The sequence below is a fragment of the Nitrospina sp. 32_T5 genome (genome assembly GCF_052156635.1).
Classification (GTDB): Bacteria; Nitrospinota; Nitrospinia; order Nitrospinales; family Nitrospinaceae; genus Nitrospina.
Window position 1 is genome coordinate 507,166 of the sequence record NZ_JBQKUO010000002.1, and the last position, 22,973, is coordinate 530,138.

General features: G+C 55.6%; 23 protein-coding genes. 13 read left to right on the top strand and 10 right to left on the bottom strand.

What is annotated here, in order from left to right; all coding sequences use genetic code 11:
* Positions 1-6 precede the first annotated feature (6 nt).
* Positions 7-2,406: a sulfurtransferase TusA family protein gene (locus tag ACTRW9_RS07175; protein ID WP_442428815.1), complete on the bottom strand. Its 2,400-nt coding sequence runs from the start codon at positions 2,404-2,406 to the stop codon at positions 7-9.
* A 351-nt stretch (positions 2,407-2,757) separates the two neighbouring features.
* Between ACTRW9_RS07175 and ACTRW9_RS07180 the strand changes: the two genes are divergently transcribed.
* Positions 2,758-3,519, top strand: a complete 762-nt coding sequence (locus ACTRW9_RS07180) for a methyltransferase family protein (RefSeq protein ID WP_442428816.1) — start codon at positions 2,758-2,760, stop codon at positions 3,517-3,519.
* Positions 3,520-3,527: 8 nt separating this feature from the next.
* On the opposite strand, the gene ACTRW9_RS07185 is transcribed toward ACTRW9_RS07180, so the two are convergent.
* Entirely contained in the window at positions 3,528-3,968 is a 441-nt protein-coding gene (locus ACTRW9_RS07185) for a hypothetical protein (RefSeq protein WP_442428817.1), read from the bottom strand.
* 50 nt (positions 3,969-4,018) lie between these two features.
* Between ACTRW9_RS07185 and ACTRW9_RS07190 the strand changes: the two genes are divergently transcribed.
* From ACTRW9_RS07190 to ACTRW9_RS07200, 3 genes are all read left to right on the top strand, one after another.
* Entirely contained in the window at positions 4,019-4,390 is a 372-nt protein-coding gene (locus tag ACTRW9_RS07190) for a YraN family protein (protein ID WP_442428818.1), read from the top strand.
* A gap of 63 nt (positions 4,391-4,453) precedes the next feature.
* Positions 4,454-5,236, top strand: coding sequence for a NifU family protein (locus ACTRW9_RS07195; RefSeq protein ID WP_442428819.1), 783 nt, complete (start codon positions 4,454-4,456; stop codon positions 5,234-5,236).
* An 8-nt stretch (positions 5,237-5,244) separates the two neighbouring features.
* A complete protein-coding gene (locus tag ACTRW9_RS07200; RefSeq protein ID WP_442425707.1) occupies positions 5,245-5,589 on the top strand; it encodes a helicase in 345 nt (114 codons plus the stop codon).
* Between the two features lie 16 nt (positions 5,590-5,605).
* Here ACTRW9_RS07200 and ACTRW9_RS07205 read toward each other — a convergent pair whose 3' ends face one another.
* The gene (locus ACTRW9_RS07205; RefSeq protein WP_442425706.1) at positions 5,606-6,565 is read right to left on the bottom strand and encodes a hypothetical protein; all 960 of its coding nucleotides are present in this window, start codon (positions 6,563-6,565) and stop codon (positions 5,606-5,608) included.
* Positions 6,566-6,682: 117 nt separating this feature from the next.
* On the opposite strand from ACTRW9_RS07205, the gene ACTRW9_RS07210 reads away from it, so the two are divergent.
* Positions 6,683-7,027: an ATP-dependent Clp protease adaptor ClpS gene (locus ACTRW9_RS07210; protein ID WP_442425705.1), complete on the top strand. Its 345-nt coding sequence runs from the start codon at positions 6,683-6,685 to the stop codon at positions 7,025-7,027.
* Between the two features lie 37 nt (positions 7,028-7,064).
* Here the strand turns inward: ACTRW9_RS07210 and ACTRW9_RS07215 are convergent, their stop codons facing one another.
* Positions 7,065-8,360: a citrate synthase gene (locus ACTRW9_RS07215; protein ID WP_442428820.1), complete on the bottom strand. Its 1,296-nt coding sequence runs from the start codon at positions 8,358-8,360 to the stop codon at positions 7,065-7,067.
* 110 nt (positions 8,361-8,470) lie between these two features.
* Here ACTRW9_RS07215 and ACTRW9_RS07220 point away from each other — a divergent pair, with 110 nt between their 5' ends.
* Together ACTRW9_RS07220 and ACTRW9_RS07225 are read left to right on the top strand one after the other, a co-directional pair.
* Positions 8,471-9,712, top strand: coding sequence for a dicarboxylate/amino acid:cation symporter (locus ACTRW9_RS07220; RefSeq protein ID WP_442428821.1), 1,242 nt, complete (start codon positions 8,471-8,473; stop codon positions 9,710-9,712).
* A gap of 4 nt (positions 9,713-9,716) precedes the next feature.
* Positions 9,717-10,088, top strand: coding sequence for a TSUP family transporter (locus tag ACTRW9_RS07225; protein ID WP_442428822.1), 372 nt, complete (start codon positions 9,717-9,719; stop codon positions 10,086-10,088).
* Between the two features lie 39 nt (positions 10,089-10,127).
* On the opposite strand, the gene ACTRW9_RS07230 is transcribed toward ACTRW9_RS07225, so the two are convergent.
* From ACTRW9_RS07230 to ACTRW9_RS07240, 3 genes are all read right to left on the bottom strand, one after another.
* Entirely contained in the window at positions 10,128-10,565 is a 438-nt protein-coding gene (locus tag ACTRW9_RS07230; RefSeq protein ID WP_442425701.1) for a DUF1566 domain-containing protein, read from the bottom strand.
* A 110-nt stretch (positions 10,566-10,675) separates the two neighbouring features.
* On the bottom strand, positions 10,676-11,068 hold the full coding sequence (locus tag ACTRW9_RS07235; RefSeq protein ID WP_442428823.1) for a hypothetical protein: 393 nt from the start codon (positions 11,066-11,068) through the stop codon (positions 10,676-10,678).
* A 183-nt stretch (positions 11,069-11,251) separates the two neighbouring features.
* Positions 11,252-11,599: a hypothetical protein gene (locus ACTRW9_RS07240; protein ID WP_442425699.1), complete on the bottom strand. Its 348-nt coding sequence runs from the start codon at positions 11,597-11,599 to the stop codon at positions 11,252-11,254.
* A 536-nt stretch (positions 11,600-12,135) separates the two neighbouring features.
* Between ACTRW9_RS07240 and ACTRW9_RS07245 the strand changes: the two genes are divergently transcribed.
* Complete coding sequence (locus tag ACTRW9_RS07245; RefSeq protein ID WP_442425698.1) at positions 12,136-12,513, top strand: DUF2203 domain-containing protein; 378 nt, start codon at positions 12,136-12,138, stop codon at positions 12,511-12,513.
* Between the two features lie 18 nt (positions 12,514-12,531).
* Here ACTRW9_RS07245 and ACTRW9_RS07250 read toward each other — a convergent pair whose 3' ends face one another.
* The gene (locus tag ACTRW9_RS07250; RefSeq protein WP_442428824.1) at positions 12,532-13,344 is read right to left on the bottom strand and encodes an inositol monophosphatase family protein; all 813 of its coding nucleotides are present in this window, start codon (positions 13,342-13,344) and stop codon (positions 12,532-12,534) included.
* A 170-nt stretch (positions 13,345-13,514) separates the two neighbouring features.
* Between ACTRW9_RS07250 and ACTRW9_RS07255 the strand changes: the two genes are divergently transcribed.
* The 5 genes from ACTRW9_RS07255 (at position 13,515) to ACTRW9_RS07275 (ending at position 21,555) form a co-directional block, all read left to right on the top strand.
* A complete protein-coding gene (locus ACTRW9_RS07255) occupies positions 13,515-14,405 on the top strand; it encodes a formylglycine-generating enzyme family protein (RefSeq protein WP_442425696.1) in 891 nt (296 codons plus the stop codon).
* A 51-nt stretch (positions 14,406-14,456) separates the two neighbouring features.
* Positions 14,457-17,300: a fused MFS/spermidine synthase gene (locus ACTRW9_RS07260; protein ID WP_442428825.1), complete on the top strand. Its 2,844-nt coding sequence runs from the start codon at positions 14,457-14,459 to the stop codon at positions 17,298-17,300.
* Between the two features lie 102 nt (positions 17,301-17,402).
* Positions 17,403-18,140, top strand: coding sequence for a tetratricopeptide repeat protein (locus ACTRW9_RS07265; RefSeq protein ID WP_442428826.1), 738 nt, complete (start codon positions 17,403-17,405; stop codon positions 18,138-18,140).
* 106 nt (positions 18,141-18,246) lie between these two features.
* The gene (locus tag ACTRW9_RS07270; protein WP_442428827.1) at positions 18,247-19,233 is read left to right on the top strand and encodes an MlaA family lipoprotein; all 987 of its coding nucleotides are present in this window, start codon (positions 18,247-18,249) and stop codon (positions 19,231-19,233) included.
* A 138-nt stretch (positions 19,234-19,371) separates the two neighbouring features.
* Positions 19,372-21,555 (top strand): thioredoxin domain-containing protein, encoded by a 2,184-nt coding sequence (locus ACTRW9_RS07275; RefSeq protein WP_442428828.1) that lies wholly within the window; start codon positions 19,372-19,374, stop codon positions 21,553-21,555.
* Between the two features lie 419 nt (positions 21,556-21,974).
* On the opposite strand, the gene ACTRW9_RS07280 is transcribed toward ACTRW9_RS07275, so the two are convergent.
* A complete protein-coding gene (locus ACTRW9_RS07280) occupies positions 21,975-22,436 on the bottom strand; it encodes a GNAT family N-acetyltransferase (protein ID WP_442425690.1) in 462 nt (153 codons plus the stop codon).
* On the bottom strand, positions 22,429-22,968 hold the full coding sequence (locus ACTRW9_RS07285; protein ID WP_442428829.1) for an NADPH-dependent FMN reductase: 540 nt from the start codon (positions 22,966-22,968) through the stop codon (positions 22,429-22,431). The genes ACTRW9_RS07280 and ACTRW9_RS07285 overlap by 8 nt, the downstream gene beginning before the upstream one ends.
* Positions 22,969-22,973: the final 5 nt, after the last annotated feature.

Genomic DNA, 22,973 nt, shown 5'->3' on the forward strand with positions numbered 1-22,973 from the left:
TTCCGGTTAGACTTTTTCGAAAACGATGATGTGGTGTCCGTTGTCACGAACGTGCGACACCAGTTTATGCCCGTCGTTCTGGACACTGCGGGGAACGTTTTCTGCCGGTTCGCCGTCGTCCAGAACCACTTCCAGCTTCTGGCCCGGGGACAGGCTTTCCAGCTTGAGCTTGGTTTTCACATAATCCTGCGGGCTCTTGACCCCTTTGAGGTCGATCTGTGCGTGGACGGCATCCGCGGTGGCGGTGCCACCGTTGCCTGATGTGGATGCTTTTGCCTGTTCCGCAATTTCATCGGTGACGCGGATGCGCAGGGATTTCTCCGACTGCATCTTGTCATAGGCCTTGCGGCATTCGCCGATGAGCGTTTTCGATTCATCGATCAGGCTCTGTGCGAATTCCGGTTCGGCGGTCTCCGGATCTTTCTGAAACCGTTCGGCCACGCCGGCATGGGTCTCGGAGACAATGCCGGTTTCCACGATCAGCGATTCGAATTTTTTCATGGTCTCCAGGTTGTCCTCGAAGTCCATGCCCTCGGTCACCAGCAGGGCTTTCGCCGCCAGGGCCAGCGAACGGTTGGCCTGCCGCACGGAGTCGGCGATCAGTTGTTTCTCGAATGCGCGGGTGCTCTGGAAGAGGGCCCGCTCCGCCTCGGACAACTGGTCGGTGATCATGTCGGAGACGCCGCCGGCACACTCTCCCTGACCCCGGTCGTCCAGCGTGAATTTGTCGGAGGAGTGATAATCGACGTACGATTGCGGCGACTCGGTGATGGACGGCAGGTCCTTGAGATCGGACAACAGGTCGGCGAAGTAATTTTTGCCGACCCGGTCGTAAAATTCGGGAAAGGTCTCGCCTTCCCGCCGGTCTTGTTTGTAAGCATCCACGGTGCGCCGGGTTGCCAGGGGAACATTTTTGGCCGGGATCTTGATCACGTGTTCGCCGAATTTCGCTTCCGTCTCCGAAATGCGGCCACCCAGCATCATTTCATAATGCGGGGCGAGCACGCCGTTGACCTTTTTCGCACTGCCGGAAAACCCGATGTCCGCAATGTGATGCTGGCCGCAGGAGTTGGGACAGCCGCTGGCCTTGATCGACAGGGAATCCAAGTCGGTGGAGCCGGTGTACAGGTTCTCGATGTCATCGGTGAGCTGATTGATCAGTCCCCGTGAATGCGTGATGCCGAGGTTGCAGGTCTCGGAACCCGGGCAACAGGTCATGTCCTTCAATTCTTCGGTGCCCGCCTTGTGCTGGCCGATCTTCTTGAGCTCACCGAAGATATTGCCGAAGGCTTCCTTCTTCACCCAGGGGATCATGATGTTCTGGTGCACAGTGTTCACCAGGCGGCCCCCGGCAAAGTCATCGGTCATTTTTGCGATGGCGCGGGCGTGGTCGCTGGTCAGGTCTCCCAGCTGCAACTTGATGTGGATGTTGTAAAACCCTTCCTGCCGTTGCGGGAAGGTGTTGCGCGCCACCCAGTTCTGAAATTCAGGGTCGCTGTCGAACTCGTTGGTCGGGGCGAAATCCGGTATATCCGGAATGGCCTCATCGGGCACGTCGATGGCCGGGAAGGTTTTGCCTTCGAGCTTGGCGAACTCTTCCTCGACCAGCTTTTTGGTTTTCTCGATGCCGTATTTGTCCAGAACGTACTTGAAACGCGCTTTGTTCCGATTCTGTTTGTTTCCGTGCTGGTCGAAAATGCGGATCACCGCCTCGCAGGCACGCAAAAGGTCTTCCGCCGGGACGAAGTCCGAAAAATGCTGGGCCAGGCGCGGAGAGGAACCCAGGCCGCCGCCGATGATCATACGGAACCCGCGGCGCCCGTCCTGGATGACGCCGTTCAAACCGATGTCATGAATGGGCGCGAGGCTGCATCCGTTGCACCCGCCAACGCTGATCTTGAATTTGCGCGGCAGATTCTGGGTGAGGGGGTGGCGGAGCAGATACCGGGAGACGGCGCGGGCATAGGGCACCACGTCGAAGGTTTCTTCCTTGCAGGTACCGGCCTTGTGGCAGGCGGTGACATTGCGTACAGTGTTGCCGCAGGCTTCGCGGGTGGTGATGCCGTGTGCGGCCAGATCCTGCAGTCCCTGCGGCACGTCTTCCAGGGCCACAAAATGGAATTGAATGTCCTGCCGGGTGGTCACGTGCAGGATTTTATTTGAATAGGTATCCGCGAAATCGGCCAGGCCGCGCAACTGGTCGGTGGTGTACCGGCCCAGAGGGAGCTTGGTGCGCACCATCTGCACGTGGCCGGGTTGACGCTGGCCGTAAATACCGTGTTGCAGGCGGAAGCGTTTGAAATCTTCTTCTCCCACGTCGCCCCGTTCGAGGCGCTCCACTTCCGCAGCGAAATCTTCCAGTTCCTGCACGATTTCGGGGGGGAGATTCAATGATTTTAAGTCCATAGCGATAATCCAAAACTAAAGATGCACTGCTTTATGCGTTCGCCCGGGGGCGGGGCGGATGCGTCAAATGATGGGGGGCGGTTCAGCCTGAAATCACTGATTCCATAGTGTCTCCTGCTTATTTTATGCCGCCATTATGGATGCCATCATATAATAATTTGCCCTGAAAAAACAGGGGAATCGGTCAATAATACTGTTATTTTGATGTTAGAAGTCGCAAATGCGTTTCCAACACTTTCAATATTTGACATAATTTTTTAGAATCAAAAACTTACCCCGATGTGGGAATCCACTACGGAAGCTTTCTCCCTCTGCATCGAAGGTATTGATAGAAGGGGCCTTGATAAAGCCATGATGGATGTGGGTTGGACGTTTCTGGATATCGCCCATTTTTGGATATGGGCCAATTTTCTGGTGTACCTGTGCGTCTTCGCGGTGGCGCTGTACATCAATTACAACTTCAACACCATTATGGTCGGGGTGATTTACCTCCTGCCTTTGATCCCCTTCGGTCTGGAAGCCGCCAACGCGCCGCGTTTTCTCATGGTGTCGTTCCAGAACCTGGTGTTCGGGGTCATCGAGGTCGTGATCTTCGTCATCACCGTCAAGCCGCGGGACGCCACCTTCGACCGCGAACACATCAAGCAGTTGATCGGCCACGTCCTGCCCATCGCGGTGGCGCTGATCGGGTTGTCGTTCGTCGCCCGCATGAGCAGCGTTCCCATGTCCGGGGCGGAACTCGCCCTCATCACGACGGTGTTTCTCGCGGGATCGGTCATGCGGGTGCTGGCGGTGTACCAGCTGGGAGCGACGGCGTTCAAATTCGACATCGTGTTCCGAGACGACCAGCAGCTGAAAACCACCCATCTGTACCGGTTTATACGCCATCCCTCCTACACGGCGATGATGATCGTGATCCTTGCCTACGCGCTCAATACCCACCACCTGCTGGCGGGGGTTCTTGGAATGGCGGCGGCGGCGTTCGGGTTTCAGTACCGCATTCATTACGAGGAGAAAGGGTTGCAGGAGAAGTTCGGGGAGGATTACCTGCGTTATCGAAGCCGCACCGGCATGTGGTTGCCGCGGTTGGGCGCGGTGAGGGAAAGCAAATGACCCCGGACTCATTCCTGCGGAAACCAGGTTTTCCAGTAAGGTTGTGTGGTGCCGCCGGTTTCAACAGGATTCTGGAACCACAGGGCGAGGCCGAAGACGGCGCAGATATACAGGTAACTGGCGGTGTAGAACAGCGGTTTACTGGCGCTTTTGCCTTTGAAGCGGGTGACTCCCGGCTGGGCGGCGTTCCGGACGCGGTAAAAATTGGAGATGGCCATCAGCACAAACAGGATGGTGGGATGGTAATCGAACATGGCCATGAGGAATGCCGAAATGGGGGCGAGGCCGGCCATTACCGGCAGTTTCACCGGGTGGTTGCCGGTGAGGTCGTCGAACGTGTTGAGCGCGGCCATGTAACACACCAGGTAAAACAGGCCGGTGAGACCGAGCCAGATGAAAAAGGCCAGGATGGTGGTGCCGCCGGTGATGTCTTCAATTCCCAGAACCATGGCGGAAGAATAGCAGGAGTCCTGGAAACGGGCAATCGGGAGAAGAATGGATGACCGAGGAAAGGCGGGAATTCGGCCGGGAAGGGGAGGCGGCGGCGGTGCGTCACCTTAAAAAACAGGGCTACCGCATACTCGAAACCAATTTCCGATCGAGTGCAGGCGAGATCGACATCATCGGCGAGCAGAACCGGTCGCTGGTGTTCATCGAGGTCAAAACCCGTGCCGGCCTGGAAAAGGGGCACCCCGCCGAGGCGCTGACTCCCCGTAAGCAAAGGAAGATCGGGCAGGTGGCCAACCAGTTTCTGGCACAATATAAAGCAGGGGACCGCCCCTGCCGGTTCGATGTCGTGGCCATCACCGGAGACCCTCAAAATCCAAAGGATTGGAAAATTGAGGTGATTAAAGATGCCTTTCGATTGTAGAATTGGCATTAAAGATGAGACTTTCAGGTCTTTAACCGATACCGACAGCAAGGAGCTTATTGCGTGAATTCCATATTGAAGAAATTGTCGAACCTGTTCGGGCCCGGATCGCGGGAAAAGGAAGAAGCGGGTGCTCCTGCGACCACTGCCACTGTTTCCTCCGAACCCCCTGCCTCTTCCGGTGAACCGCCGCTCCGTCGCCGGGTTATCCAGGCTCCGGTTATCATGGAGCAGGATGAGGCCAGCCGGAAATCCGACAAGGTGTTGATCAAGGCGGAACTTTCGGGCATGCGCGATTCGTTGAAACTGATGGTCAACCGACCCCTGTTCGACGGCTACTCTTGGCATTTTTCGTCATTTGAAAGCGCGGCCGGCTCGCGTCTCGCAGAGGCGGTGTTCAGCGTGGAAAAGGTAGAAACCCTGCTGGTGCAGGGGTCGACCGCCACCGTCACGCGCACCGAAGCGGCGCACGTCGAGCAGTGGAAAGAATTCGCCGAACAACTTGGGGCCGCCATGCGCGAGGCCATCGAGTCCGGCGAGCCGCTCATCTCGGAGGAAATCAGAAAGTCGATCCCGCCGGAAGACACGGTTCGCAAGGACATCCAGAAAGTCATCGATGGCGAGGTCAATCCCGGTGTGGCGGCACACGGAGGGTTGATCGTGCTGAAAAAAGTCGAGGGCAACACCGTGCACATCGTCATGGGTGGCGGATGCCAGGGATGCAGTGCGGCGGACCTGACGCTCAAGCAGGGCATTCACAATGCCTTCCGAACTGCAGTGCCTTATGTCGGTGCGATCCTGGACGAAACCGACCATGCCGCCGGCACCAACCCCTATTTCTCCTGAGGTGACGCATGCCCAAACTCAATCGATTCCAAATCAAGATCGAAACGGGAGAAGTGGGAACGAAGCAGCCCGTTTATTTCACCATCAACAACCACAAGGTTCCTTTCGAGGAAGCCAAGGGGGATGTGGGGCCGGGACAGACTTTTGAAAGCGGGTTCGATGTCTCAAGTTTCGCGCACTCCATGACACTGGTCGGTCCGGAACAGGGAAAATGGGACATTCAGAAAATCAGGGTCGACTTCGACTGTGAGGGCACCCAGCCGTATTCGGTCACTTTCGGCCAGGTGGAACTGGATGAGGCGACGGAGGTCAACATCTGGCACGATCCGCCTCTACCCACTTGGGATGTGTGAAAGCTTGAGGTGAGCGTCACTGCGTTTTGGAGGTGTCGCTCGTGACTTCGGCGACGTTGTCCGAGGAGGGAAACACGCCCCCCCGAAATTCCCCGTGAAGGTCTCCCAGCAGGATGTAATTTTTGACCGTGGTCTCCAACGGGATGAGGTGCTTCGAGGTCCAGAAGATCAGTTCGCCGTCCTTGGTCTTGAAGACGTCTTTGGGAATTTTGATTTTTATCAGATATTCGTTTTTGGGTTTGAGGGCACTGTCGTTGCCGATCAGGCGTTTTTCATTTTCCGTGTGGATGTAGACCTGGATGGCCTTCATGCTTTTTTCGGGTATCGTGTTGATGAGGTATCCCTTGCCCTTTTCGACTTTTCCATACACCTGGTTGCGGAAATTGTAGAACGCCGCCAGAATGTCATCGAAAAAAATTTGAGGAGGGATGTCTTCCCGGCCCTGATCCACCTGTTTTTTGTTCACATAATCCATCCAGAAGTGGTTGCGGTTTTGGTAATCAAGGATATGGTTGGTCTCTTCCACCCGTTGGCCAATGATGACCTGGCGGATGAAGCGGATGGTTCGAACCCGGTTGCCATCGTCGATGACCTCGAATTTTGAATTGTAATAGTGTTTGCGGTAGGAAGTGAAAAAACCGACAAAGCCCTTGGTCTCTGCAAGCAGGGTGGCGTGATAAAGGTTGTCTTCTTTGAAAAACTTGACCTCCACCGAAGCGGCTTTGCTGAACATGAGGAAGTCCACATCCCATTTGAGGACCTCGCCGTTGAACCGGCGGATGTCGCCCTCGGGGCTGTAATGGTTGTATTCGCCTTCAGAGGTGATCACGTGGCGGATATTGCCGGAAGGGGCTGCAAGGACCGGCAGGTTGGCAGCGAACCATTCCACGGCGACCACCAGGCCCGTGCACGTCAGAAACAGGAACCCATTCAGAAACAGTATTTTCAGATGGGGACGGGAATGAAGGAAACTCATGGCAAGGACTTGAAATCAGAGCACAGTTGAATACAATATAGAAAAAATCTGTAGTCCGGGATATCTTAAACTAAAATGCCTGTCGGCATATAATTGTTTTTTCATAGATTTGTCACCATGAGCACGGAAACCTTACCTGAAACCTTGCCGGAAACCGTTCCGGAATCGCCCGGTACCGTCGTCACCCCGGATTCACGGAGTCGCACCGGATACATGCCGCTTTACAGGGTGATCATGTGGGATGACGATGTCACCACCATGGAATTCGTCATTCGCATGCTGTTCAAGGTGTTTGGCAAGGACTACAAAACGGCGGAACGGTTGATGCTGGAAGTGCATTACACCGGCAGCGCGCATGTGGACACCCTGCCTCTGGAGCGCGCGGAATTCAAGGTGGACCAGGTGCATAAAGCGGCGGCTCTCGAAAATTACCCGTTCCGCTGCACCATCGAGCCGCTTTAGCCCATCTGTTTCCGTCCCTCGCGAATCCTCTCCTTCCTCAACCTCGTTGTTCCAGCGGCACGTAGTCGTGGCTCGTTTTTCCCTGGTAGATCTGCCGGGGGCGTCCGATGCGGAAATCCTTGTCACCCTGCAGTTCCACCCAGTGGGCGATCCATCCCGGAAGCCGGCCTATGGCGAACATCACCGGGAACATGTTGACCGGGATGCGGAGCGCCTTGTAGATGATACCCGAATAGAAATCCACGTTCGGGTAAAGCTTTTTCGAGACGAAGTAATCGTCTTTGAGGGCGATTTCCTCCAGCTGCAGGGCAATGTCGAGCAAAGGCTCCTTCACCTTCAGTTTGTCCAGCACTTCGTGGGCCATCTGTTTGATGATCTTGGAGCGGGGATCGAAATTCTTGTAAACGCGGTGCCCAAAGCCGAACAGGCGGGACGATCCTTCCTCTTTGGGATTCTTGGCTTTCTCCACGAATTTTTTGGCGTCGCCACCCTCGTCCTGGATTTTCTGCAGCATCTCCACCACCGCCTGATTGGCGCCTCCATGAAGCGGCCCCCACAAAGCGTAAATGCCTGCGGATACCGAGGAGTACAGGTTGCAGCGGGAACTGCCGACCAGCCGTACGGTGCTGGTGGAGCAGTTCTGCTCGTGATCGGCGTGGAGCATGAGGAGCACGTCCAGCGCTTTGGCCGCCACCGGATTCACCTCGTAGGGTTCGCACGGGGTGGCGAACATCATGTTCAGGAAGTTCTTTGTGTAACTCAGGTGGTTTTGGGGATAGAGAAACGGTTGTCCCAGGGATTTCTTGTAACTGTAGGCCGCGATGGTCGGCAGCTTCGCCAGGAGGCGGTGGATGGTGATTTCTATTTCGCGTGCCGTCTGGTTGTTGAACTGGTCCTGGTAAAACGTGGCCAGTGCGCCCACCACCGCACTGCACACCGCCATGGGGTGTGGGTTGTTGGGAAACCCGTCGTACAGTTTTTTGATCGACTCGTGCACCATGGAATGGTGCGTGATGTGGTACTGGAAATATTCCAGCTCGGACCGGTTGGGAAGATGACCGTAGATAAGGAGATATGCGGTCTCGATGAAGTTGCTTTTCTCCGCCAGCTGCTCAATGGGAATGCCCCGGTACAAAAGGATTCCCTTTTCTCCGTCGAGGAATGTGATGTCGCTCTGGCAACTGCCTGTACTGACATAGCCGGGATCGAAGGTGATGTAACCCGTGGTCGATCGCAACGTCGAAATGTCGATGGCCTTTTCGCCGCAGGTTCCTTCAATCACAGGCAGTTCGTATGTGGTTCCATTCAGCACCAGCTGTGCGGTCTCGGTCATGTTTCCTCTCCCTGATTTGACGTGGAATGTGGCTCCATTCTTTCCGTTCTCGGACGGTAAGTGTATTATAGCGTGATTTGTCCACTTCCTTTAAATGGTGCCTGAAAACCATGACCAATGCCAACAACAAAAATTCAGGAAACCTGCTTCTGTACATGATCCTCACCGGAGTTGTTCTCGGAGTGTTGTGCGGATGGGTGTTCGGACCGAAAATGCACGCGGTGGACTGGATCGGCGAGATGTTCCTGAACGCCTTAAAGATGATGGTCATCCCCCTGGTGCTGTCGTCGCTTGTGGTTGGCATTGCCGGTTTGGGCGATATCTCGAAAGTCGGCAAAACCGGCGTCATCACGCTCGTTTACTTTTTAACGACCACTGCTTTTTCAGTACTCATCGGCCTTGTTGTGGTGAACCTCATTCAGCCGGGGGTGGGTGTGGAAATGAGGGTGGCCCCGGAGACGGAACCTTCCCTGAAAGAGGCCAGCGGCGTAACGGATCTTTTTTTGAGTTTTGTCACGCCCAACCTGGTTCAGTCGATGGCCAACATGGACATCCTTCCGCTCATTATCTTTTCGCTGGTGTTCGGCGGGGTGCTGACCACCATGGGGGAACGCGGACGGAGAGTGATCGACTTTTTCGATGTGGTCAATGAAGCGGTGATGAAAATCGTGCACCTGATTCTCTACACCGCCCCCATCGGTATTTTTGCTCTCATCGCGTCCAAACTGGGGGCAGCGGGCGGGGGAGACCAGTTTGTCGCGGAGCTCATGAAAATCGGCAAATTCGCCTTCACCGTGATATTCGGCCTGCTGGTGCACGGCATTGTGGTCTTGCCGGTGATCCTGATGATGGTCACCCGCCGCAACCCGTGGAAATATTTCAAAAACGCCCTGCAGGCGCTGACGACGGCGTTTTCCACCGCCAGCAGTTCCGCCACCCTGCCGGTAACCATCGAGTGTGCCGAAGAGTACAACCGGGTGTCGCGTCGGACTTCATTATTTGTGCTGCCCATTGGGGCGACGGTGAACATGGACGGAACGGCGCTGTATGAATCCGTAGCCGCCATCTTCATTGCGCAGATGCTGGGTGTGGATCTGACCTTCACGCAGCAGGTGATCATATTCCTCACCGCATCGCTGGCCGCCATCGGTGCGGCAGGCATTCCGGAAGCGGGACTCGTGACGATGGTGATGGTGCTTCAATCGGTGGGCCTGCCGACCGAGGGCATCGGCATGCTGTTGGCCATCGACTGGTTCCTGGACCGTTTTCGCACGGCGGTCAACGTGTGGGGCGACTCCATCGGGTGCGCCGTGGTCGATGAGTTGGAAACCAAATACGTGGAAGGAGGGTAGCTCCGTGGAATGGATTATTTGTGCGTTGATGGGTGTGCTGGTGGGGGTTCTGTCCTCGCTCAGCGGTCTGGGCGGCGGCTTTCTCGTGGTTCCGCTATTGATCTACCTGGGTCACAAGGCGCAATTGGCTGTGGGAACCTCGTTCATGGTGATCCTTATGATTGCGGTATCGTCACTGGTGGCGCACGGTCGCCTGGGTAACGTGGATTTCAAGATGGGCCTGATGCTGGCCCTTGGCGGGATGGTGGGCGCTCAGGTGGGCCCGCATATACTGAAACTGATTCCCGACGCATATTTCAAAATGGGATTTGCCGCCGTCCTCATCGGCATGGGTGCCTGGATGATGATCACCGCATTTCGCAATACCACGGCATGAAGCCATACTGGAAGATTGCCCTTGCGGCGGGGAGGCGGCTCAGCCAGCCGTCTCGTCGGTGCGCTCTCCCCGAACCAGTCGTGCCGCGAAGGGACCTTCCCCCAGCTTGTTGATCCAGTTCGAGCGGCCCTTGATGAGGTTGTACATCATGGCCCGGTCCCCGTTCACCGTATCGGTCCACGTAACGTCGGCGCAGTCCGGCTCGAACACCGGTGGCAGGTGGATCATGTCGCCGCCCTTGGCTTTCAACTGGTAGCTTTTGTCAAAAATGGTCTTGATGTCTTCAAGGCGGCACACCCTCCAGTCGTCGAACCCCGCGAATTTTTCCTGATTGAGTTGCTCCGCATACTCCTTGCACTGTTCCAGGTTGCGCCAGCGCCCCAGCAATTGCCGAGTGTCCTTTTTAATCCACGTGAGGCCGGTCTGGCTGTCAGTGACGGTATCGTTTCCATTGTCTATGAATCTTGATTCAGACATGGTTTCCTCTGATAACAGGTTTTCAATCGGTTGCCTTAATTGGCGTCAATTATAACAAATTTCATTACGTGACCGGGAGAGGGGATCCAAACCTTACCGGAAAAACAGGATCATCTTCCGGTGTTGAAATTCAGTCCCTGAAAATTGTATTTGAGCTGGGGTGGGAAGCGGATTTCAAAGATGCCATCCTCCAGCGGCGGTGCGTACGAATCGGCGATCATTACGTTGTAGTCGAAGGGGCTCTCTGAACAATCGCGGAAAAAGCACCATCGCAGATGAATGGGAACACGCAGGTCGCGCTTCAGAATAATGCCAAGGATGTTGGGTCCGCTGAAAAAAAACTGAAGGACGAATCGTTTGTGATTGATCTGAAAAGTTTCCCGCAAAGGCAGGGCGGTCAGGTCCACAGGATTGGAAACAGGGATGGCTTTTTGAGGGAATTTTTTTATGGAAACCGGTTCCAGAGAAAATGCAAGCGACGGCCAGGAAAGGTGCCAGATCAAAATCAGGGTTGCGATTTGGCAGGCTTGGATTAAGGAAAGGGGCTTGTTTTGCTTCATGAAGTCGGGGGTGACAGGGTTGAAGGCTTCCGGGTCAAAACGAAAAAAAGCCGATAGAATATAATATTCTATCGGCTTTTTGAATCACTCAGGTCAAGGGCATGGGGCCCGAAACTTGGATGACGCTTACTTCAGGGTTTTGTGATAATCACCACAAAGTTCGTTCGGTACCAGAACTTCCTTCATGAAACCTTCGCGGCTCTGGTTCATCTGTTTGCGGTACTCATTGTCAGAGTTTTCACCCTGGCAGTCGCCCGGAACGAGTCCGTGTACCTGCGCTTCTTCAACCGTCTTGGCGGATTTCCAGGACTGGTCGGTCTGCGAAGAACCGAACTGCTGGTAAACGTCCACGCCCGTATTCGGGTTGACGTGCATGACGTTGCGGGATGCGTTGTTCAACGCGCTGGTGAGAGCGCGATCCTTGGCTCCGATCTCAACCATGGTCTTGCCCACGCCCATTACACTCTGATCCACCGGAACGTTAGCACCCGGCAGCAACTCATCCGCCATAGCGGAGGTAGCACCAAAAGTGAGAACCGTCACAAAGCTGATTGCTACCATCAAAACTTGTTTTTTCATTATTCGTCTCCCCATAGTTAAATTAACGAAGTGATGTTAATTTCCAACGATATAGATAGCCAGTTTTGAAGGCGATGATTTTTTGTTGTCGGGAGACGGGAAAGCCCTAAATTTTCCCACCTTTCCGGATGATTTGGCCAAAATGTATAATCTTGAAGGGTATTTGTCAACAGAAAACGCCCCCGTCCCGCTCATCGCTTTACCGACCCCCGGGAGGATTCTTTGCGGGAACTCCTCAAACAATGAATAAAATATAACAAATCAATGGTTTAAACCAGAAAAAAAACATGTTATCAAAGGAAAGATTCGTCGGTTTTCACAATAACCGAAACGTGGTTCAATAAGAAGGATGATAGAAAATGATCCGGAGGAGCATGCGAGGTTGTTGTTCCGTTTCTGGAGATACTTTTGCCCTATTGAAACTGGGAGACATGGACAAACGATATTTCACCATTGAAGAAGCCAACGCGATTGTTCCGGATCTTCTGGAAATCGTTCCGAAACTTCAGGCCCTTCATGCCAAATTGAGCGATGCATTTCCGGACGTGCGCAACGCCTGGGAAAAAGCACGCTACGGAGGCGGCAGCGTTCAGGGCGCGGATTACCTGGCTGTGGCGCTTGCGGCGAACCAGTTGACCAATGCGCTTGAGTCCAAAGGGTGTGTCCTCAAGGGCATCGAGCGGGGCCTGGTGGATTTCCCGGCCATGCGGGACGGCAAGGAAGTTTTTTTGTGCTGGAAAAACCCCGAAACGGAGATCAGGTACTGGCACGATCTTGATACCGGGTTCGCAGGCCGTCAGCCATTGTAAACCGGCAGGCAAAACCGGCTAAAGCCCGGACTGACCGCGTGCAGTGGAAGAGGTGGTTACCATTCTGCGTACCTGCTTTACCAGGTCTGCATTGCCGACGATGGCCGTGCCCTCCTCAATGCGGGCCTTTCGACCGTGGAAGTTGGCAAACACCCCTCCCGCTTCCTGCGCCAGAATCTTGATCGGTGCGTAATCCCAGACGAAGGCCAGCGGGTCCACCATCACATCCAGCACCCCGCGAATGGCCATCAGGTGGCCGAAGGCATCCGGATAGGTTCGAACCAGCGCGGCGGTTTTGTGGAGGGAATTTAGAAGGCGCATTTGTTTGGTATCGCGAAAGCAATAGGCATCTGCCGTGCCCACGGTGGCTTGCGGCAATTTGGATTCGGAGGAAACCCGGAGACGGTGGCCCTCACACCACGCGCCTTCTCCCTGCACCGCCCAGGCGGTTTCCCCGAGCGCCGGCAGGCAAATGATGCCCATCACGGGTTCCCCCCGATGCAACAAAGAAAGAAGCACGGAAAATAAAGGCAGGCCCCGAACAAAAGAACGGGTGCCGTCAATGGGATCCACCGTCCAAACCCATTCGCGCCCGGGGTCCACGTTGCCGAATTCTTCGCCGATGATGCCGTGGTCCGGAAAGGCTATTTGAATTTTACGGCGGAGCATCTCCTCAGCGTTTTTGTCGGCAATGGTCACGGGGCTCTGGTCGGATTTCAGGTCCACGGCCACGTCGTTGCGGAACCATTTCATGATTTCCCGGTTTACCGGTTTCAACCAGGACAGCGCCGTGTCCTTGGCGTGAAGCAGGTCTTTTGAGTGAGAGGGCATCCGGTTTTTTTCCTATGGCTGGTGGGAGTTTTCTTCCCCCGTTTCAATGTCTTGCACGAAACTTTGACCTGCCGGATGGAGGCAGAAATCGTTTGATTTAATGCAATGATAAACTATAATCGCTTTTTCGATTTGAGTTAACGTCCAACTTTTGGGTCTGTATACATTATATGAGTGACAAAAACCTGGTCATTGCCGTCCTTGCCTGTTTTGCTGTAGCCATAGCCTTTTTTCTCGTCATCGTGTGGGAAATCAACAAATCCATCAAGTTCGACCGCAAGGTGCGTACAGAACAGGCTCAGCAGAAGCAAATCACAATAGATGACAATCGCGATTTCAGCATTTACGAAACTCTTGTCGGCGACGATGGCCGGGAGATGGTTCTGGTTCCCGAAGGTGTGTTTTCCCGTGGGTCCCTCGAAGGCGATTTCGATGAGAAACCACCCCAGGAAGTTTACCTCGACGCATTTTACGTGGACAAGTACGAGGTTTCCGTCGAAGCTTACAATAAATTCCGCAAGGCGGCTAATTATGTTGAGTCGAGCGTTCCGTTTTTCGAGGGAGAGCACGAGCTTTTAAAACATCCCAACGTTCCCCAGGTGGGCGTCAGCTGGTACGATGCCGTCAATTACTGCACCTGGGCCGGCAAACGTCTCCTGACCGAAGCGGAATGGGAAAAAGCCGCACGCGGAACCCACGGCCTGGTCTACCCCTGGGGGAACGAGATGCTCCCGCGCCGCGCCAATATTCACGGCACGGCAGACGGCTACCAATACCTCGCACCCATCGGCAGTTTTCCCATGGGACGAAGCGTTTATGGCATTTACGACATGGCTGGCAATGTGTCTGAATGGGTGGAAGACTGGTACGATCAGTTTTATTATCAGGAAGCGCCGATGATGAATCCCACCGGCGCCGAAAATAAAAAGAACCGGGTGTTCCGCGGCGGTTCGTGGGATTCCACCAAGGTGGATGTGCGGGCGTCGAAACGTTACGCCGCCACGCCGGGCCGCAAGGACAGCGTGGTGGGATTCCGCTGTGGCAAGTCGGTGGAAAAATAATCCCGGTTCACAACCCCAACCTTACCTCCCTTTAGAGGGGCAGGCGCACCTTTGAAACCGTCCCGTTTCAGAATCTGGATTTTCGTTTTCTTCTTCGTCTCCGGGTTCACGGGCCTCATTTATGAAGTCGTCTGGACCCGCCTCCTGACCCAGGTTCTGGGCAACACGCATTATTCCATCGCCACGGTGCTGACCACGTTCATGGCGGGGCTCGCTCTCGGCAGTTACCTTGGCGGCCGCTGGGTGGACCGGCACGGCGAGCCGCTGGTCCTCTATGCGGTGCTGGAAGGGATCATCGGCGTCTTCTGTTTTCTGATCCCGTATCTCATCGACCTCGGCCTGCCGCTGTTCCAATGGATCTACAGTCATTTCCGCGATGATTACATGCTGGCCAGTCTGCTGCGGTTTGGTGTGTGCGCCACGATTCTCATTGTCCCGGCTTCTTTCATGGGGGCGACGCTTCCGGTGCTGGGCAAATTCGTCTCCGACGACGAACAGGGCATCGGCCGCGACGTCGGCACGCTCTATGCGATGAACACCTTCGGCGCGGTGGTGGGAGCGTTCGCCAGCGCGTTCGTGTTCATGCGCGCGTTCGGCATCAGCGCCACCATCTGGATCGCCGCGGCACTCAATCTCACCATCGCCGCCATCATCCTGTTCTCGGTTCGCGGGGAAGGGCGGCTGGCCTCCCTGTTGACCAACGAGCCGCAAGCGGAATCGCATTCCCGGGCCGAACCCCCGTCTCCGTTCACACCGGAGCTGTGGGGGGTGCTCATCTGTTTTGGCCTGTCGGGTGTGGCGGCATTGATCTACCAGGTCGCGTGGAACCGGATCTTTTCCCTGTTGCTCGGATCGTCGGTGTATGCCTTCAGTCTCATCCTCACCACATTCATCCTGGGGTTGGCGCTGGGTACGGTGGTGTTCGCCCGGCTGGTGAACCGTTTCAGGGATTTGAAAGTGACGTTCGGCGCGTTGCAGGTGGCCATTGGTTTTTCGGCGCTCGTGGCACTTCCGTTTTTCGGCGATGTGCCGCTGTTCAACCGGTGGGTGTATCTGAACTGGAACCTGAATTTCGCCACCGTGCAGTGGGCGAACTTCCTCATCATATTCGCCATCATTTTCATCCCCACGTTCTGCATGGGAGCGCAGTTCCCGGTAGTGGTGCGCATGGTGGCCCAGCGGCTGGAGACGTTGGGACGGAACGTGGGGTCCGCCTACGCGTCGAATACGGTGGGCACCATCTTCGGCTCGTTCGTCGGCGGCTTCCTGCTGATTCCCTGGCTCGGTATCCAGAACACCATCCTGACTGCAGTCATCCTGAACATGCTGTTGGGCGGTTATCTGCTGGCCACCTCTCCCGGCCTGTCGCTCAATTTCAAGACTTACATTCTTCCGGGAGTGCTGGTGCTGTTCGTGCTGGGGGCGCAGGACATTCGCGCGTGGGACCGCGCGGTGATCTCCAGTGGATCGTACATCCCGTACCGGCTGGACGACCTCGATGCCGCCCTCGGGGACCGAAACAAAATTCTGTTTTACGAGGAAGGCATCCACACCACGGTGACAACGGAACTGGGTCGCACGGGAAACATCTTTCTCCGCGTCAACGGCAAGACCGATGCGTCCCTGGCGATGGACATGCGCACGCAACTGCTCTCTGGTTACCTGCCGATGCTGTTCAACAAACCGCGCGAACAGGTACTGGTTATCGGGCAGGGGAGTGGGGTGACGCTGGGAGCGGTGGAGCAGTTTCCTGCCAAGGAAATCGACCTTGTGGAAATCTCGCCCGCGGTGATCGAGGGAAGCCGTTTCTTCGAGCCGTTCAATCACCACGCACTGGAAGACCCACGCGTGAACCTCATCCTGCAGGACGGACGCAACCACATCACCCTCACCGACAAGAAATACGACGTCATCATCTCCGAGCCGTCGAACCCGTGGATTTCCGGAATAGGCGCGTTGTTTACGGTCGATTTTTTCCGGCTGGTGGAACAGCGGCTCAATGCGGGGGGCATCGTATGCATCTGGACGCATACCAACATGTCACCGGAAAACTTCAAATCCATTGCCCGTTCCTTTCACGCCGTGTTTCCGTTTGTGACCGTGTGGGAATCCATCGTCGGCGACGATTACCTGATGATCGGCTCGAAGGAAAATTACACGCTTCCCTATGAAGAGGCGCGACGCATTCTGGACGATCCTGTCACCGGCAAGGATTTAAAACGTCTGGGAATCGAAGGTGTGCGCGATTTGATGGGGCTGCTCATCATGCGGCAGGACACATTGAACGATTTCATCGGCGATGCGCCTCTGCACACGGATGACAATTCGCTTCTCGAATTCGGCGCACCCGAGTACATTTACAAAGACGAGCGGCACCTCATCGTGCGCCAGTTGACGCCGCATTTCCGGGTGTATCCGGACTTTGTGAGTTTCCGCAGTCTGACACCCACCGAACAGGAAACCGTACGGAAAGACCTGGCTGGGCTGGACCGGAGCGAGGTTCAGGTGAAAGGCATCAAGCGCAAGGCGCAGATCGACCAGTACCTCGACCAGGCGGTGGCGGCGGTCGAACACGGTGCGTTTGAGCAGGCCGCGGGTTTCTATTTTAAAATTCTGGAGATCGACCCCGAACACATCCTGACCCTTCTCAACCTGGGGAGCATTTACCGCGAAATCCGGGAGTATTCAAAGGCGGAAGAGGCTTACCGCAAGACCGTTCAGATAAACCCTTACTATGTGTACGGGTTTGTGGAGCTGGGACGCCTGGCCCTCCTGCGGGGAGACACCCAGGCCGCGCTTTCGGCGCTGAAAGAGGCGCAGAAGCTGGTACCGGACGACCCCGAAACGGCGCGCCTGATCGACATGGCGGAAACGCAGTTGAAACCCGCATCCTGAACAGGATGACCCATTATCTGCAATTAGCGTTTTGGGTTGATGTCCACTCAAGGTACAATGTCATCCTTCAATTGTTATTCGTTTTTGTCACCGGAAAATTAAATGCCAAAAAAAGTCAAAGTCGTTTACGTTCTCTGCTGCATTTTTATTTTCATCGGATTTGTGTATGTGAGTATCAAAACTCAAATCCGCGAGAATCAGGCCCGTCAGCAGGTACAGGCCCAGCAGATCCAGAAACGCCAGGAAGAGAAAAAAGTGGAGCAGGCCAAGCGGTTTGAGGTGATGAAGCGTCTCGACCTGTTGAAGCAGCACGTCACCAATGGCAAGCTGAAGGAAGCGGAGGAACTGGCTAAGGAGTTGAACAAGGAAGATCCGACGAACTCCGAAGTGTTCACATGGTGGGGTATCACGCTGGTGAAGGGCGACCGTCTGGATGAGGCTGTGGATAAGTTCATTCAATCGGCGCAGATCAACCCGAACTCCGCCCGGACGTATATTTACTGGGGCCTCACGCTGGAGATGAAAGGCAAGCATCAGGGCGCCATTGACAAATACGAAAACGCCCTGCTTCTGGAACCGGAGAACAGCAGTGCCTACGCGTACTGGGGCGCATCCCTGGCGAAAATGGGTAAGCACGATTTGGCCATTGCCAAACTTTTGGAAGCCATCCAGTTCAACAAGTACAACGAAACGGCTTACGGTGTACTGGTCGATTCCCTGTTTCATCAGGGACAGTACGCGAAAGCCTGGGAGATTGTGAAACGCGCCCGCGACGCGAAGGTGAAGATCCAGCAGGATTCCATCGACCGCCTCGCCGCCGCCTTGCCCGAACCCGCATGATTTCATTTCATGGGAGTGGAGATTGCGCCCGGTCACTCTGATTTTCCCTTTAATCCAACCCCTCGCGGCAATTCGAAAAACGGGTTTCAAACCAGGACTGGTTTGGATGGCCCTGGCCGCACTCCTTTTGGGGCCACTCCCCCTGCATGCCTCCCTCAACAAGGTGGAGGCTTTGTCCGTGGCTCCCGCCCTGAGTGCTTTTCAGCAGTTGAATGAGGTTCAATCCCTGCCGCTGGCTCCTCCTCTGGGTGCTTCAAAAAAGGTAAAGGCATGGGACCAGGAACGCATTCCCCACGCTCAGAAACTGCTCCCGGACGGTGAGGCCATTCCGCCGGCATCGAAAGAAAAAGAAACATCCGGCGAAGAAGAGACACTCGATCCCCGGCTCCTCGATGACGCCGTTCCCACAGGCGATCCGTTTTCCGATCCTTTCGGCGACGAGGTGTACGAGGAAGATCCGTTTGAAAAGAAACAACCCGATATCCCGCCGCTCAGCGATCCGTTCGAAGGATTCAACCGGTCGGTCTACACGTTCAACGACACTGTTTACGAATACGCCCTGCGTCCCGTGGCCGAGGTGTACCGGGATTACGTAAACGAAGAATTTCGTATCGCCCTGCGCAACCTGTACAACGTGTTTCTCGCTCCGGCAAAGTTCGTCAGTTGTGTCGTTCAGTTGAAATTTAAAAAGGCGGGAATCGTACTGGTACGCACCGTCATGAACGTGCCGCTGGGATGGGGCGGCATGCTGGACGTGGCCGGGCAGGAATACGGCATTGTGGAGGTGGACGAGGATTTCAGTCAGGCACTGGGGTACTGGTACATACCTTCCGGACCCTATATCATGCTACCTTTTCTCGGACCCTCCACCGTGCGGGACACCGTCGGCACCGTCGTGGACTCGGTGTTGAATCCCCTGTTCTGGCTCATTACCAGTGGGACGGTCGGCGCGGGAGTGACTTCCGGCAAAGTCATCAACGAGACCTCATTTTTCATCGACGACAAAAAAGCGCTGGATGAAAGCGCCATCGATCCTTACGTGAGCGTGCGCGACTTCTACCACCAGATCCGCGAAAAGAAAATCCGCGAATAAGGTGGCCGGGCTAACTCGCGGTTAATGCCATCCCATCTTCTGCATCCTCCCGTCCCAAATTCCATCTTTCGCGCTTTCCGCCTTTCCGGTATGCTTGGCGCATCAAGTTGTTAAACCCTGATTCCCGGCACGTTTCTTATGACTGCACCCGCACACACCAACCGGTTGAAGGACGAAACCAGTCCGTACCTCCTGCAACACGCGCACAACCCTGTGGACTGGTATCCGTGGGGACCGGAAGCGCTGGAGAAGGCAAAGCAGGAAGACAAACCGATTTTCTTGAGTATCGGCTATTCATCCTGTCACTGGTGCCACGTGATGGCGCACGAATCGTTCGAAAACGAAGAGACGGCGAAGCTCATGAACGAGTTGTTTGTCAACATCAAGGTGGACCGTGAGGAGCGGCCGGACATCGACGCCATCTACATGAAATCGGTGATCGCCCTCAACGGCCACGGCGGCTGGCCGATGAGCGTGTTCCTCACGCCGGATCAGAAACCGTATCTCGGCGGCACCTATTATCCGCCGGAGCCGAAGTTCAACCGGCCCGGTTTCCCGCAGGTGCTCCAGCAGGCGGCGGACATCTACCGCAACCAGAAGGACCGCATGAAATCGGTGAGCGCGCGGTTGATGGAAAAACTCACCACCCCGCCGCCGATCCCGCAAGGGCAGGGCGCTGGATCTGATGCACTGATCCCCCAGGCGGTGGAATTGATGAAGGAAAAGTACGATGAGACCTATGGCGGATTCGGTTCCGGCATGAAGTTTCCCGAACCCATGCTCTACACGCTCCTGCTCCGCCACTGGCAGAAACGTGAGGACAACGACGCCATCCTGATGGCTGACAAGAGCCTCACCAGAATGGCGGAAGGCGGCATGTACGATCAGCTGGGCGGCGGCTTTCACCGTTATTCCACCGACCGCAAATGGCTGGTGCCTCATTTCGAAAAAATGCTTTACGACAACGCACTTCTGGCCCGCCTGTTTGTTGAAATGGCGCAGGCCACCAAGCAGGAAATCTACGAACGCATCGCTCGGGAGGTGTTCCATTACATCGGGCGTGAAATGACGTCGCCTGAAGGCGGATTCTATTCCAGCCAGGACGCCGACACCGACGCAGGGGAAGGGCACTTCTTCACCTGGACGATGAAAGAGGTTCTCGACCTGCTGGGCCCGCGCCAGTCGAAGGTGTTCGCCCGCGTGTACGGCATGACCGCCAAAGGCAATTTCGAAAAACGCAACGTCCTGCACATCGCCGAGACGATGGAGAAGGTATCCGAATCCGAAGGCGTGCCGATCTTTGAGGTCGATCACATCATTCGAAACGGCAGGCAGAATTTGTTGGAGGCGCGGAACAAACGGCAGAACCCGGGCCGCGATGACAAGATCCTCACCGGCTGGAACGGTATGATGATCACTGCTTTCGCCGCGGGCGCGGTGGTGTTCCGCGACCGGGTGTATCGAGACCACGCCGTCCAGGCCGCCCGGTTTTTATGGGACACGATGTGGCAGGACGGCAAACTGTCCCGCGTTTACAAGGATGGGCAGGTGCGGGTCGATGGCTGTCTGGAGGACTATGCGTGGTTTCTTGAAGGCCTGCTCGGTGTGTTCGAAGCCACGGGCGAAGGAGAATGGATCGACAAGGCGCAGGCGGTGGCCGATGCGTTGGTCGACCGGTTCTGGGATGCAAAAGACGGCGGGTTCTTCATGACCGCGGCGGATCAGGAGCAACTCATCACGCGACTCAAGAATCCGGAGGACGAGGCGATTCCCTCCGCCAACGGGGTTGCGGCACTGGCGCTGGCGAAACTGGGTCGGCTGACGGGCAAGGACGCCTATTTTGAAAAAGGACGCGACACCGTGCGCGCGTTCGCCGACCGCATCGAGCACCGTCCCACGGCGTACACAAGCCTCCTCGCGGCGATGGACTTCATCGAGTCCCTGCCAATGGAAGTGACGATCTCCGGGCCGGAGGACGACCCGCAGTATGGCAAATTGTTGGAAGCGGTGTACGCGGACTACCGTCCGGACAAACTGGTGGTGCGTTACTCAGGCGAGGCGACGGAAAAGCGCGTGCCGTGGGCGGAGGGCCGCGGTCCCGTGTCCGGCCAACCTACGGTGTATGTGTGCCGGCAGGGAACGTGCTACCCCCCGGTGCACGATGCCGAAGCGCTGATGAACCAGATGGGCCGGCCGCCGCACATCAAGCTCAACATCTTCGACGAGGAAAAAAAAGTGAAAGATCTGGAGTCGAAGGAGCAGGCCAACTTCCTGAACGCCATGAACCACATCTTCAAGCATTCCGGCCTCGGCAAAAAATAAATTGCCTGCCATCATCCTTTCCTTTCAAAATTAAAATCCGCCGGGTGGCGGATTGCCATCGGGGGTTTTGTGTTTGCGATCACTGTGAGTGTGGTGAACGGTCATTCCTTCTTATGCTGGTGAGGCCCGCTGTGCTTACCGTGATCGTGTTTCAGAAACGGAAATACATGGTGACAGCCGGAGAACACCATCCCCGCCATCAACCACAGCACCAACCCAATTCCCAGTTTCCTCCGGAGCTTCCTTTTTCTTAATTCCAGCATCAACATATCCTTACTATACTTGTGACGATTCATGAAACAGTGCATTGCCTGAATAGAAAAAGGTAAGGCAAGTTCGTACCAATTTCAAAACGGATTTTCATTATCGCTGGAATTGGCGGGATTAAGTTCAGGTCAGTGTTCCAGGCAGGTGGAGTTTTATTCAAACTCGCGTTCGTAAACGTGATAGCCGGCAGGATTGAGGCCGAGCCTGGCGTAGACGCTCTGGCCGTTGCGGTTTCTTTCCTCGACGTACAGGCGGATGCCGCGCACATCGGAGGCATTGCGGGCGAGGGATTCGATGTGCTGGTACAGTTTGCGGAACACGCCCTGCCTGCGATGGTCAGGGTGCACGTACACGCTTTGCAACCACCACAACGTGCCGTTCCGCCAGTCACTCCACTCGTAGGTGATCATCGCCTGCCCAATGACCTTTTCTTCCAACTCGGCGACGAAGTAACGGCAGAGCTCCGGCCGGGCGAGCCCTTGCTGAACCCCGCGCAGGACCGTCTGCGTGTGCAGGCACTTCGATTCCGTCTCATTCGCCATGGCGCGATTGTATTTGGTGATGATCAACGCGTCTTCGGCACGGCCTTCGCGGACGGTGACGTTCTCAGGCATTTTCTTCTTTCGCGGCGTGCAGGCACGCGACCAGTTTGTCGAGCATTTCCTGGATTTTGGCCCGGGCTTTTTCGCTGGTCAATTCGTCCCCTTCGTAGTCGGCATACGTCGTGTAAATGTGGGGTTGCACGGTGGTGACGTGTGATTCGAATGCGAGGATTTGTGCCAGATCGCCCAGCGACATGTACGACGCTTTGCCGCCGGCCTGGCCGAGGATGCCCGCCCATTTCTTTTCCATGGCCGACGAATGGATGTCGATGAAGTTTTTGAGTGGACCTGAAACGGAATAACAGTACACGGGCATGCCGAAGACAAACCCTTGTGCGTCGGCCAGTTTCTTGTGCACCGCCTGCGTGCTTTCATTGTACTCACGAAGTGGGCGCGAGTCGCAGAACTGCATCTCCAGGTCGCGCAGGTCGATGATTTCGTTTTCAACCCCGCGCTTGTCCAATTCCCTTTTGGCGACGGCGATGAGGCGGGCCGTGTTGGAATCGGGATTGAGGCTTCCCTGAATCAGTATGATTTTAGACATGGGTG

Excerpts from the sequence above, each read along its gene's own strand:
- ACTRW9_RS07175 (WP_442428815.1), bottom strand. The coding sequence starts at position 2,406 with ATGGACTTAAAATCATTGAATCTCCCCCCCGAAATCGTGCAGGAACTG.
- ACTRW9_RS07180 (WP_442428816.1), top strand. The coding sequence starts at position 2,758 with ATGATGGATGTGGGTTGGACGTTTCTGGATATCGCCCATTTTTGGATA.
- ACTRW9_RS07185 (WP_442428817.1), bottom strand. The coding sequence starts at position 3,968 with ATGGTTCTGGGAATTGAAGACATCACCGGCGGCACCACCATCCTGGCC.
- ACTRW9_RS07190 (WP_442428818.1), top strand. The coding sequence starts at position 4,019 with ATGACCGAGGAAAGGCGGGAATTCGGCCGGGAAGGGGAGGCGGCGGCG.
- ACTRW9_RS07200 (WP_442425707.1), top strand. The coding sequence starts at position 5,245 with ATGCCCAAACTCAATCGATTCCAAATCAAGATCGAAACGGGAGAAGTG.
- ACTRW9_RS07205 (WP_442425706.1), bottom strand. The coding sequence starts at position 6,565 with ATGAGTTTCCTTCATTCCCGTCCCCATCTGAAAATACTGTTTCTGAAT.
- ACTRW9_RS07210 (WP_442425705.1), top strand. The coding sequence starts at position 6,683 with ATGAGCACGGAAACCTTACCTGAAACCTTGCCGGAAACCGTTCCGGAA.
- ACTRW9_RS07215 (WP_442428820.1), bottom strand. The coding sequence starts at position 8,360 with ATGACCGAGACCGCACAGCTGGTGCTGAATGGAACCACATACGAACTG.
- ACTRW9_RS07220 (WP_442428821.1), top strand. The coding sequence starts at position 8,471 with ATGACCAATGCCAACAACAAAAATTCAGGAAACCTGCTTCTGTACATG.
- ACTRW9_RS07230 (WP_442425701.1), bottom strand. The coding sequence starts at position 10,565 with ATGTCTGAATCAAGATTCATAGACAATGGAAACGATACCGTCACTGAC.
- ACTRW9_RS07245 (WP_442425698.1), top strand. The coding sequence starts at position 12,136 with ATGGACAAACGATATTTCACCATTGAAGAAGCCAACGCGATTGTTCCG.
- ACTRW9_RS07250 (WP_442428824.1), bottom strand. The coding sequence starts at position 13,344 with ATGCCCTCTCACTCAAAAGACCTGCTTCACGCCAAGGACACGGCGCTG.
- ACTRW9_RS07255 (WP_442425696.1), top strand. The coding sequence starts at position 13,515 with ATGAGTGACAAAAACCTGGTCATTGCCGTCCTTGCCTGTTTTGCTGTA.
- ACTRW9_RS07265 (WP_442428826.1), top strand. The coding sequence starts at position 17,403 with ATGCCAAAAAAAGTCAAAGTCGTTTACGTTCTCTGCTGCATTTTTATT.
- ACTRW9_RS07270 (WP_442428827.1), top strand. The coding sequence starts at position 18,247 with ATGGCCCTGGCCGCACTCCTTTTGGGGCCACTCCCCCTGCATGCCTCC.
- ACTRW9_RS07275 (WP_442428828.1), top strand. The coding sequence starts at position 19,372 with ATGACTGCACCCGCACACACCAACCGGTTGAAGGACGAAACCAGTCCG.
- ACTRW9_RS07280 (WP_442425690.1), bottom strand. The coding sequence starts at position 22,436 with ATGCCTGAGAACGTCACCGTCCGCGAAGGCCGTGCCGAAGACGCGTTG.
- ACTRW9_RS07285 (WP_442428829.1), bottom strand. The coding sequence starts at position 22,968 with ATGTCTAAAATCATACTGATTCAGGGAAGCCTCAATCCCGATTCCAAC.